Annotated in this window: 10 protein-coding genes and 1 pseudogene; 6 read left to right on the forward strand and 5 right to left on the reverse strand. The window is 36.3% G+C overall.

Annotated elements, in window-relative coordinates; genetic code table 11:
- The 3 genes from UC75_RS19255 to UC75_RS05470 all read left to right on the forward strand — a co-directional run.
- On the forward strand, positions 1-341 hold a 341-nt coding region (locus UC75_RS19255; protein ID WP_212771765.1), incomplete at its 5' end, for an SDR family NAD(P)-dependent oxidoreductase.
- Positions 342-596: 255 nt separating this feature from the next.
- Positions 597-1319: a type 1 glutamine amidotransferase gene (locus UC75_RS05465; RefSeq protein WP_049836952.1), complete on the forward strand. Its 723-nt coding sequence runs from the start codon at positions 597-599 to the stop codon at positions 1317-1319.
- 159 nt (positions 1320-1478) lie between these two features.
- Positions 1479-1952: a hypothetical protein gene (locus UC75_RS05470; protein WP_049836953.1), complete on the forward strand. Its 474-nt coding sequence runs from the start codon at positions 1479-1481 to the stop codon at positions 1950-1952.
- 33 nt (positions 1953-1985) lie between these two features.
- Here UC75_RS05470 and UC75_RS05475 read toward each other — a convergent pair whose 3' ends face one another.
- Both UC75_RS05475 and UC75_RS05480 read right to left on the reverse strand, forming a co-directional pair.
- A complete protein-coding gene (locus UC75_RS05475; protein ID WP_049836954.1) occupies positions 1986-2435 on the reverse strand; it encodes a carboxymuconolactone decarboxylase family protein in 450 nt (149 codons plus the stop codon).
- Between the two features lie 23 nt (positions 2436-2458).
- Positions 2459-2875, reverse strand: coding sequence for a cupin domain-containing protein (locus tag UC75_RS05480; RefSeq protein WP_228137107.1), 417 nt, complete (start codon positions 2873-2875; stop codon positions 2459-2461).
- Between the two features lie 98 nt (positions 2876-2973).
- Between UC75_RS05480 and UC75_RS05485 the strand changes: the two genes are divergently transcribed.
- Both UC75_RS05485 and UC75_RS05490 read left to right on the forward strand, forming a co-directional pair.
- On the forward strand, positions 2974-4389 hold the full coding sequence (locus tag UC75_RS05485) for a PLP-dependent aminotransferase family protein (protein WP_049836955.1): 1416 nt from the start codon (positions 2974-2976) through the stop codon (positions 4387-4389).
- A gap of 287 nt (positions 4390-4676) precedes the next feature.
- On the forward strand, positions 4677-5072 hold the full coding sequence (locus tag UC75_RS05490; RefSeq protein WP_049836956.1) for a Fur family transcriptional regulator: 396 nt from the start codon (positions 4677-4679) through the stop codon (positions 5070-5072).
- A 39-nt stretch (positions 5073-5111) separates the two neighbouring features.
- On the opposite strand, the gene UC75_RS05495 is transcribed toward UC75_RS05490, so the two are convergent.
- On the reverse strand, positions 5112-5795 hold the full coding sequence (locus UC75_RS05495) for a Fe2+-dependent dioxygenase (RefSeq protein ID WP_049836957.1): 684 nt from the start codon (positions 5793-5795) through the stop codon (positions 5112-5114).
- 94 nt (positions 5796-5889) lie between these two features.
- Positions 5890-8124: a TonB-dependent receptor gene (locus UC75_RS05500; RefSeq protein WP_049836958.1), complete on the reverse strand. Its 2235-nt coding sequence runs from the start codon at positions 8122-8124 to the stop codon at positions 5890-5892.
- A 496-nt stretch (positions 8125-8620) separates the two neighbouring features.
- Between UC75_RS05500 and UC75_RS05505 the strand changes: the two genes are divergently transcribed.
- Complete coding sequence (locus tag UC75_RS05505) at positions 8621-10810, forward strand: TonB-dependent receptor family protein (RefSeq protein ID WP_049836959.1); 2190 nt, start codon at positions 8621-8623, stop codon at positions 10808-10810.
- Between the two features lie 64 nt (positions 10811-10874).
- Here UC75_RS05505 and UC75_RS20300 read toward each other — a convergent pair.
- A pseudogene (locus tag UC75_RS20300) lies at positions 10875-10976 on the reverse strand (TetR family transcriptional regulator); the annotation flags it as partial.

Raw genomic sequence — 10976 nt, forward strand, 5'->3', positions numbered from 1 at the left:
AGAACACAAATAGTGCCATTCTTAATATTGGAAGTATTGCTGGTGAAACAGGCTACGGTTCTTCATTACCTTATGCTGTCTCTAAATCTGCTGTCCATGGTTTAACAAAATCTTTAGCACACGCATTAGCCCCTTCTATACGAGTTAATTGTATTGCACCAGGGCCTGTTGCTACTCGATGGTGGGCTGGCTATGAAGATAAAATGAACTCGTTATTTGGGGAACTTCCCTTAAAACGGATTTCTACTCCAGAAGATATTGCTCAAACTGCTCTCATGTTATTAAAAGCAGAGTCTGTGACAGGACAAATCTTAAAATTAGATAATGGACAAACACTCTGAAATTAAAAATTTTAGATCTCATCTTATAGAGACTTCTTTGTGTGGAGCTCTAGATAGAACTTCACGCAAATTCTCAGCCTCGTCTTATTGTTAATCATATGCATAAGTATTCTCTAATAACATTAAAAGCTTCTATACATCTGGACCATATAACTTTTAAAAACTGGATGTATTAGATAAAGCCTACAGCTCTTAATCTATCCTCGATTTATAACGAATGATCTATTAATTAACGCTTAGATTTTGAGGACTAACATGCGCCTACATTTTATTGTTCATGAAGATTTTGAAGCACCCGGTGCGTATGAAATATGGGCTCAAAATAATGACCTCAAAATTACATACTCAAGAGTATATTTAAATGAAGCTTTGCCATCTTCTGCTGAAGATATAGATTTTCTTATTGTAATGGGTGGCCCACAAGATCCAGATACAACACTAGAGATGTGCCCTCACTTTAATTCATTAGCTGAACAATCAATCATTAAAAAAGCGATTGAAGCAAATAAAGTAGTTATCGGGGTATGTTTAGGATCTCAATTGATAGGCCAAGCTTTAGGTGCCAAATTTGAACATAGTCCAGAAAGAGAAATTGGCAAATTTCCAATTATGCTTACAGAATATGGCATAACAGACTCTAAGTTTTCACACTTAGGAAAAATGACCGAAGTTGGGCATTGGCATAATGATATGCCGGGTTTAACTCCCAACGCAAAAATCATCGCTTTTAGTGCAGGTTGTCCAAGACAAATTATTGAATATTCAAAATTAGTGTATGGATTGCAATGTCACATGGAGTTAACAACAGAAGTTGTTGAATTGCTGATTCAACATTCAGAAGCCGAGTTAAATCAGGCTCACCATTATAAATTCGTGAATAGTCGTGAAGAATTACGAAATCACGACTACCAAGAAATGAATCAAAACCTCTTTATTTTTCTGGATAAATTAAAAGAAGAATACTCAAAACAACATTAAAAAAATGTGTGTAGAAGCCTTCTTAAGTTGGCTTTTACACTCATCTACAAATCTTACTATTTACCACTTGATCAAATGTACTAGAAACTGAATCTTTAAAATTATCTACAAATGTTATAATATAACAACTCTCCCAATTTCAATTGGACTTTCTAACAAATGAATAGATTTTTATTAATTTTTTTATCTTTAAACATGGGTCTTTTTTCTTCTTCAGCATTTGCTGAGACAAATACATTTCAAATGAAGCAAGAATATAATTCCCCTAACTTTAATCAGCATAAGAGCATGCTTGCGGTAAACTCGAATTCTCAAGAACATAAATTTAATAGGCAACCAAAAGAGTTTTCTACTTCGACTCCAGATCATCAAAATGTAGATTTTTTTGAAATTGCAAAACAATATCAAGAAAAGGAAACTAAGCCGTCTTACTCTGCTGAAGAAACAGTCAATATGAGTGATCATGAGCGTAGTCTTTACTACATTAGAAATCATGATAATGTTGGCATTCAAAGAGAAATTAATGGTCAGCAGTTTAAGTCGCTAAAACAACAGCGTGATAAAGGCGTGATTTCGAATGATGTATATAAAGAAAAAGTCTACAAAATCTTAAGCCAGCCTTCTATTAGATAAGTTAAAAGCCCTCGCTAGAGGGCTTTTTGAATATTACTTAGCAGCTTGTGGCGTATTTCTAAAACTAATGGCCATACGGTTATATGCGTTCATTAAGCTAATGGCTATTGTCAAATCAACCAGTTCTTTTTCATCAAATACAGAATGAGCTAGTTGATAAACATCATCAGGTACTCCAGTAGTAGAAACTTTAGTTACTGACTCAGCCCAAGCTAAAGCCGCTCTCTCCCTTTCATCAAAAAGATGTCCACCTTCTTGCCAAGCCTGAACTAAAGCGAGTTTCTCGATGGCAACACCCTTTTTGATTAAGTCTCTGGTATGCATATCCAAACAATATGCACAATTATTAATTTGCGATATACGTAGATAAACCAACTCTACTAATTCTGTTGGTAAACCGCTTTGCACTACATAACTATAAACACCACCTAGAGCTTTCACACCTGCTGGAGCAATCTGATTATAATCAATACGTTGAGCCATAATAAACACCTATTTACTTTCAATTATTTTACTGGGGTAACTAATTCTTTATCATCAGTATCTACAACAAATACTGCCAATAATTTTGCTGGTTTGGTCTTACTCACATTGCGACTAATAGAATGAACTACTCCTGGCTCTTCAAACCAGCTCTGACCTGCTTGATAAATTTTTGGTTTATCATTATTCACTTTAGACTCAATACTCCCCTCAACCACATAGGCATATATAAAAGATGATTTCGCATGGGTATGAGGAATAGAAGCACCACCAGGTGGATAATCAACTTCTAAAGCAATAAGCGACTTACCCGGAACATTCGGAATTGCATGTTCAAAATTAGGCTTAACTTTCTCCACTGGCTCATGTGCCATAGTGGGTGCAATACATGCAAGCATTAAACCTAAGCCTAAAAAGAATCTTTTTTTGATCATTTCCATTCAAATTAAACCTACATAAAGATAGGGAGTTGTTTTTATTTTATAGATCCGTAGTATAAATTCATGAACCAAAAATGCATTAAAAGGCTGTACCACGCATGTACCAGCAGCTCAAAATTAATTTAGATCGCAAATTAAAAACACCATTAGCAGAACAAATACGCCTTGGAATTGAACAAGCCATTATTTCTGGAACGCTACAACTCGGTGATCGTTTACCCTCATGGATCGATTTGGCCAGTCAACTCGGTGTTTCTAGAGGTACTGTCAAAGTTGCATATGAAAGACTTGCCGATGGTCAATTTATCATTGCATCTAGATCACAAGGTACACGGGTTGCCTACCAAGCAGTTAAGCCAATCGCTACTCAAGAAGGTCATAAAAATAGTTCGTTTACACAGATGTATTTAGATATGACATCTATACATGGTATTTTTCAGTTAGGTGTGCCCTCAAAAGAAATCTTTCCTGCAAAGTTATTTTCAAAAATTAGATCCAGTTCTGTGCGTAATGAGTCAAGTGGGTGGCCAAGCTATCCTGACGCTCGGGGTGAATATGGTCTTCGCCGAGAAATTGCTGCTTATTTAGCTTTATCGAGAGGAATTCAATGTACTCCTGACCAAGTATTTATTACTTCTGGTTTCTCTGGTGGGCTGGGTCTTACATTACATGTTCTGGGATTAAGTGGGAAAAAGGCATGGGTTGAAGATCCAGGTTTCCCTTTTTCCAAACATGCACTTGAGGTTGGAAGAATGCAAACATGTCCAATTCCAGTTGATAAAGACGGGATAGATGTTGAGTTTGCAATAAAAAATGTACCGGATGCATCCCTTGCATTAGTCACGCCGGGACAGCAGGCACCTTTAGGAATGTCTCTTTCTTTGGCCAGACGATTGAAGTTACTTGATTGGGCTAACCAGAATGAAAGCTGGATTATTGAAGATGATTATTTAGGAGAATTACAATTAGATGGCCGAGCAGCACCTGCCTTATTTTCATTAGATACTGCAGGAAGAGTTATTCATTTGGGAAGCTTTAGCAAAACGATCAGCCCCAAATTGCGAATTGGATTTGCAGTGGTGCCTTTTCACATGATTAATCATTTTGCAGAAACGACAGCAACATTAGCACCAGCTCCGTCTCCATCGTTACAGCATTCAATTCAAGAGTTTATGCATGAGGGACATTTTTTAAGACATTTAAGACGAACAAAAAGAACTTATAACGCTCAGCGCGATGAATTAATAAAGTGCTTAAAAAGCTTTAATTTGCAAACATATACGGCTGGCTTATCAGTTCTTATTAACTTACCGTCCTCGTTATCTGATCAAAAAATTGCTAATGAAGCATTAGCTTTCAATCTTGCTCCTTCTCCATTATCACTCTGGTATCAAGACCCTAAAAATGCTGTTTCAGGTTTAATGCTAGGGGTTGCAACATCGCCCATATCAAAGGTAAATCAGTCCTGTGAAAAGTTAATGGAAATCATCGAACAACATAAAGTTTCGTCATAAAAATTTTTAAAGTTTAATTGCACAGTCAATATGGCTTTTTACGCTAATTTTTATTCGTATGAATTCGTACTTTAATAATATCCATCTCATAGTTTTATTTGGAAAAATGGGCTTCTAACTTTTTTATTTTAATCAAGAATTTTTACTTTTTATCATAATACTTTTTGTACCAAATGGTTTACAATTAGGACTAATATCATTGGTTTTCAAATAGATTTTTTTACCTACTCCTAAAAAAGCCTTATTAATCAATTTAAGTATAAATAAGCCATTAGCAGAGGAACTAAATGGATTATCATCAAGAGTTAATTGAAAATGGTTTATCAGCTACCTCTTCGCGTGTTGCTATTTTCCGTTTTTTACATGAGAACGATAAGGGAATAACTGCAGAAGAAATATATCTGTTATCCCAAAAGAAAAACCTAAAAATTAGTCTAGCCACTACCTATCGTACTTTAGCGGAACTTGAACATAGAAAATTAATTAAAAGAGTTGTTTTGGGTAAAAGTAACAGAGGAATTTATAGACCGGCCTCTAATAAAATTAGTTTAAATCTGATTAATACAAAAACAGGGAAATCTCATCCTTTCGAATATGATGAAAAAGTAGAAGAACTATTAGAATGTTTATTGAAAAAAATTGATGAAAAAGCATTAAATATTGAAGTAAATGTCTATAAGTAGCGTATTAAATAATTTACGCTACTTAATTAATGTTGTTATTTAAACCTCAGCCCACTTACGAACTAAGTTGTGATAAGTATTTGTTAAGTTTAAGACTTCTTTGTGATCGTCACCTAGTTGCATACGTAAGTTTTGAATAGTTTGATCTAGATTAAATAACATATGTCGTTCTGCGTCATCACGAATCATACTCTGTACCCAGAAAAAAGATGCTATACGACAGCCTGAAGTAATAGCGGTCACTTCATGTAGACTAGTAGATGGATACAAAATCATATCACCAGCAGGCAATTTAATTTCGTGATATCCGTAAGTATCTTCAACTACGAGTTCCCCGCCGTCATACTCTTCTGGCTCGCTTAAAAAAACCGTACAAGATAAATCTGTTCTTAAACGCTGATTACTACCACGTATTAGCCGTATTGAATTATCTACATGAAAGCCGAAAGACTCATGATTTTCATAGCGATTAAATAAAGGCGGTATGATATTCAGTGGAATTGCAGCAGATAGGAATAATGGATGTTTTCCTAAAGCATCAAGAATAATATTACTCAGTTGATGGGTTAGAGGATGATCTTCAGACAATTGTTGATTATGTTTTACTGTAGCTGAAAGTGTACCAGCAGTGACTTTCCCATTAACCCATTCTACCTTGTCCATTTCTTGACGGAAAAACTGGACTTGCTCTTTACTAAGTACATTAGGAATATGGTGAATCACGGCGATACCTTTAAAAATAGCTTTAATTAATAAAATAGCCTCAAATTGAGGCTATTTTAGATTACTTTTTTAGACTAATAAATTTTTAAACTTATTAGTATTTGAAGTTAACTGATAATACTGCACTACGTCCTTCTGCTTCAGTTGCATAGTGTGAAGCATATGCTTTAGTAAAGTAACGCTTATCAGAAAGGTTATTTAAGTTCAGTTGCAAATTAACATTCTTGTTAACGTCATAACGAGCCATTGCGTCATAGCGAACATATGATGGAACCCATTTTGTATTAGCTGCATCACCATATACTTTGTCAGCATAGAAAGCGCCAGCGCCTACAGTAACTTGTGGCAATACTTTATATGTAGTCCACAAAGTTGCTGAGTTTTTAGGTACGTTTGGAAGTTGCTTACCTTTAGCTGCATTTTCAGGAGTACATACACCAGCACGACTACAACTTGGTCCTGGATCAGTATTTTCACTATCTAAGTAGGTATAGCCTGCACTCATAGCCCATTTATCAGTGATATTACCATTTGCTGAAAGTTCAATACCATCAACTTTACTGTCACCGCCATTTGTATAAGTACTTGAGTCTACTTGAATACGTGTATTTTGTTTCTCTGTACGGAAAATGGCAGCAGTCAAATTAAGTTTTTCGTTTAAAACATTCCACTTTGTACCAAGTTCAATGGTTTGGCTTTCTTCTGGCTTAAGGTCCATATAAGCTTGACCAATAGACTCAGAACCATCACCACCATCTACACCTACAGGGTTTGCTGAAGTTGCATAACTCGCATAGATACTGCCGTTTTCAGTAGGCTTAAAGGTGATGCCAGCATTGTAAGTAACAAAATCTTTATTACTTTCAATTTTTGCGCCAGTCGCATTTGTTACTTGCTCTGTATCAAACTTATCCCAACGAAGGCCTAGATCCAATAACCATTGAGGATTAAATTCAATATTATCTAATAGATAAACCCCAGTCGTTTTTGTTTTAGTTGTAGTTGTCGCTTTATTTGCGATACGTTCCCCTAGCCATACATCTTTAGAATTAGGGTTTGTTAATGAAGTACACCAAGCATCGTTTATAGCACAATCACTATTAAAACCACCTGTTGTAGAACCCGCATAACCTGGGTAGGTAGTTGAATAACTACCTTTATCTGACTTTTGATCGCTGTATTCTGCGCCAACATTGAAACTATGCTTGATAGCTCCAGTATTAAACTTACCTCTTAAAGATAACTGATCTGTAAAGATATCAGTGTCTGTAATTCGAGAGTTAATACGACGCCAAACTTTGCCGTTTGCTACATTACCTTTTGAATCATCTGGTTGAGTCCAAAGATAATCATTTTTTGATTTACTGTAGAGCAAAGTATTACTAAGCGTAAGATTTTCATTTAAATCATGTTCTACCTTAAAAGTACCAATATGATTTTCTTGTTTTTGGAAATCACGACCTTTTAAGCCATAATAAACACCTTGTTTAACATCAACAGGTTTACCAACAGTAGCCTTCTTAGTTGTATCGTAATTATATGGAACACCTGAATCCGGAGTGTCATCAGATCTTAAATAGTAATAACTTAAAGTTGCACGTGTTGGCGTATCTAATCCAAATGTAATGCTAGGCGCGATACCTACACGCTTGTATTCAGCACCATCACTTTGACCCGCTTTTTCATTTTTATGCCCCATTAAGACAACGCGAGCAGCCGTACCATTACCAAAGTCTTTATTACCATCTAAAGTAATACGTTGGTAGTTATCAGTACCTGCTTGAACAGAGCCCTCTAAAGAATCACCTTTTTTAGCCACTTTAGAAATCATGTTGATGCTACCACCAACAGAACCTGCACCACCCATAGAAGAAGCAGAACCTTTAGTCACTTCAACTTGATCAATAGCAAACATTTCACGGTTTTGTGATGATGAGTTACGAATACCATCAACATACATTGAACTTTCTGAGTTGTAACCACGAATAAATGGTCGATCTCCATTCGGGTTACCGCCTTCACCTGCACCTAAGGTAATTCCTGGCACAGTACGAAGTGCATCACTCAATGTATTTACTTTCGTATCTTCAATTAGTTGTTTTGAAATTACTGAAACTGATTTTGGAGTATTTAGTAGAGGCGCTACGAATTTGGAATTAGCAGATTGATCAACTTTAAGACTTTGGGCAACTTCTGCGTCTGCTTGAACATGAATTAATGGAAGTGGTACAGAATTTTCCTGAGCAGCTATTGCTGTTGTAGCCACAATTGATAATGAAGAGGCTATTGCTGATTTAGCAATCTTCTTGCGAGACTTAATAAATTCCATATGTATTTTGTGTGTTCATGTAAATATTAGCGCGAATAATAATGATTATTGATTAATAAAACAATAATTTAATATAAAAATCCTATAACAAATGTTCAATAAAAATTAATAATTTATTGATTTTTATTAAAAATATTTATTAAATTATTTTCCTTTTCACACAAATATCTTTTAAAGTCAACTTATTACTGATTTATCCATATCAAGATAGCAATAACCAACTTTTGTATACCTTAGTATGCTTATACTTCTTGTGTCTTTAAACAGAAGTTGTGCGCTGCTCTACACATTAAAATCCTCTCCTATTAACATCCATTGTCTAGTTAAATCTTTATTGCTTGTATCTAAATCATCACCAGTAATTTGAAATTTCTAACAATTCTAATTTTTTAGAAATTGTTTAAAATTCCGAGAAAAACATAAACCAATTTATAAAATTTTGTTACTTTTTCGCTATAATGATTATAATTATCGTTTAGGATTTCGATACATCAACATGGACCGCTCAACCTCTCTTTCACTCCCAAATTTCAAGTTCAAAGTTTCTACGCTGAGCTATGCAATCGGACTGGCTTGTACTTATTTAGCACTTCCTGCACATGCCGAAGATACAACGACCAGCGCATTACCGACCATCACCATTAAGGCACAAGGTAACTGGTTAGAAGAAGCAAATGCTGAAACTGTTCACAAACATGCTGGCGCTCGAACTATTATTGACCGTAAGCGTTTAGATGAAACAGCGGCAACCTCAATTCGAGAAGCTCTAAAACAAGTTCCCGGAGTTCAGGCGCAAGACAGTAGTGGAACGGGTGGTAGTGATGTGTCTCTCAATATTGGGGTTCGTGGTTTAGCATCTCGCCTATCACCTCGCTCAACTGTTCTTGTTGATGGTGTTCCGCTTTCATTTGCACCTTATGGCCAGCCACAATTATCTTTAGCACCTGTTTCAATTGGTAATATTGAGTCAGTCGACGTAGTACGTGGTGCTGGATCTGTCCGTTTTGGGCCTCAAAACGTAGGCGGAATTATTAACTTTGCGACTCGATCAATTCCTCAAGATTTTAGTGGAACTGTTAGCCTAACTTCAGAATATGCATCTGGCACTGACCAAGTAAAGCTTAGCCCTAATCTATTTATAGGGGGAACTTTAGATAATGGTTTAGGCCTTGCCCTCTTGTATTCAGGGACTAAAGGAAACAATTATCGAGAAGCAAATAACAAGATTGATATCGATGATGTAATGTTAAAGTCTGCTTATCAATTTAATGATAAAGACTCGGTCGCTTTAAATCTGCATCATTATGAAGGTCGAGGTGAAATGCCAGAGGGTTTAACTCAAGCCCAATACGCAGAAAATCCGTATCAATCCTCTGGTGAAAAAAACTATTTTGCAGGTCGACGTACTGATGTCTCTTTACGTTATAACCATAAAGATGAAAAAAATAACTTCGAAATTCTGAGCTATTACATCGATTCTTTCCGCACAAGTAATCTTGAGACCGTGTTAGCGAGTGGTGACAAGCGCCTCGACTCTGCTCCACGCGATTACAAAGTCTATGCGATTGAACCGCGTTACTCTCGTATTTATCAGCTAGGTAATACGCAAAATGAAGTAACAGTAGGATATCGCTACTTAAAAGAAGAAAGTTCTGAGTTTGCTGGTCGTACTGCATCTTATGCAGCAGATTCATCAGCTCCAGATTTTGCTCCACGTAGCAGCAGCGAAGGTGGTACAAAAGCGCATGCTGTATATATCGACAACCGCATGGAACTGGGCCGTTGGACCATCACACCGGGCGTTCGATTCGAATCAATTGAAACCTATAATAACTTCACAGGTTATAACAAAGGACAACCTAATACTGTTTATCCAAAAATTGATTCAGACGAATTTTTGCCAAGTTTATCTGTGATGTATTCGGCAAATGAAAATTGGAATATATTTGCAAACGCTGGTGTATCTTTCGGTCCACAGCAATACAGCCAATTAGCACGTCTTGAAGGAACAACCGCAACGGCTACAACCGAAGGCTTACATCCTGAAAAATCGAATAACTATGAAATCGGAACCAAATATCTAGGCAATGGTTTAAATGCTGAATTTACAGTTTTCTATCTAGACTTTGATAAAGAGCTTTCATTGGTACGTGATGCTGGTAATAACGGAATCTGGACAGACTTAGGGGCAACCAGCCATAAAGGTATCGAAACGGGTCTTAGCTATGATTTCGGTCACTTAACAGACGCATTAGAAGGCTTAAAAGTATATGGCAACTATACTTTCACCAAAGCAGTAGCTGAAGCTGGTCAGTTTAAAGATAAAGACCTGCCATTTTACTCGCGTCATGTCGGTAATGTTGGGTTAGGTTATACCGTGGATAAATGGTCTTTAAATGCTGATATGTTTGCGCAGTCTAAGCAGCATTCACCAGATCTTCCTGATAGTAATGTCTATCAAACAGAAGAAACTGCTGATGGTAAATATGGAGATATTCCGGGTTATACCACTTTTGCGCTACGTACCTCTTATGACTTAAGTTCACAAGTTAAAGGTTTAAAAATTGCTGGCGGAATCAAGAATGTCTTTGATAAGCAATATTTTACGCGCTCAACGGACTCTACTGGCGGTAAATATGCAGGATTGCCACGCACGTTCTATTTACAAACCTCTTTTGACTTTTAAAGCCTAATTAAATAAAAAGCCCTCACCAGAGGGCTTTTCTTTAAGCGTTAAAGTCTTCGCCAATTTAAGTAAGCATCGACATAAAATATTCTAATAACTTATCTCTTTCATCGATCTTATTTGCACTTAAAAGCTGAACCATTGCCCCATCAATCACAAATAAAAA

The sequence above is a fragment of the Acinetobacter sp. V2 genome, from assembly GCF_001188385.1.
Classification (GTDB): domain Bacteria; phylum Pseudomonadota; class Gammaproteobacteria; order Pseudomonadales; family Moraxellaceae; genus Acinetobacter; species Acinetobacter oleivorans.

What these genes read in the sequence shown, in the direction of transcription:
- UC75_RS05505 (WP_049836959.1), top strand. Translation starts at nt 8,621, where the DNA reads ATGGACCGCTCAACCTCTCTTTCACTCCCAAATTTCAAGTTCAAAGTT.
- UC75_RS05480 (WP_228137107.1), bottom strand. Translation starts at nt 2,875, where the DNA reads ATGGAAATGATCAAAAAAAGATTCTTTTTAGGCTTAGGTTTAATGCTT.
- UC75_RS05475 (WP_049836954.1), bottom strand. Translation starts at nt 2,435, where the DNA reads ATGGCTCAACGTATTGATTATAATCAGATTGCTCCAGCAGGTGTGAAA.
- UC75_RS05465 (WP_049836952.1), top strand. Translation starts at nt 597, where the DNA reads ATGCGCCTACATTTTATTGTTCATGAAGATTTTGAAGCACCCGGTGCG.
- UC75_RS05485 (WP_049836955.1), top strand. Translation starts at nt 2,974, where the DNA reads ATGTACCAGCAGCTCAAAATTAATTTAGATCGCAAATTAAAAACACCA.
- UC75_RS05470 (WP_049836953.1), top strand. Translation starts at nt 1,479, where the DNA reads ATGAATAGATTTTTATTAATTTTTTTATCTTTAAACATGGGTCTTTTT.
- UC75_RS05490 (WP_049836956.1), top strand. Translation starts at nt 4,677, where the DNA reads ATGGATTATCATCAAGAGTTAATTGAAAATGGTTTATCAGCTACCTCT.
- UC75_RS05500 (WP_049836958.1), bottom strand. Translation starts at nt 8,124, where the DNA reads ATGGAATTTATTAAGTCTCGCAAGAAGATTGCTAAATCAGCAATAGCC.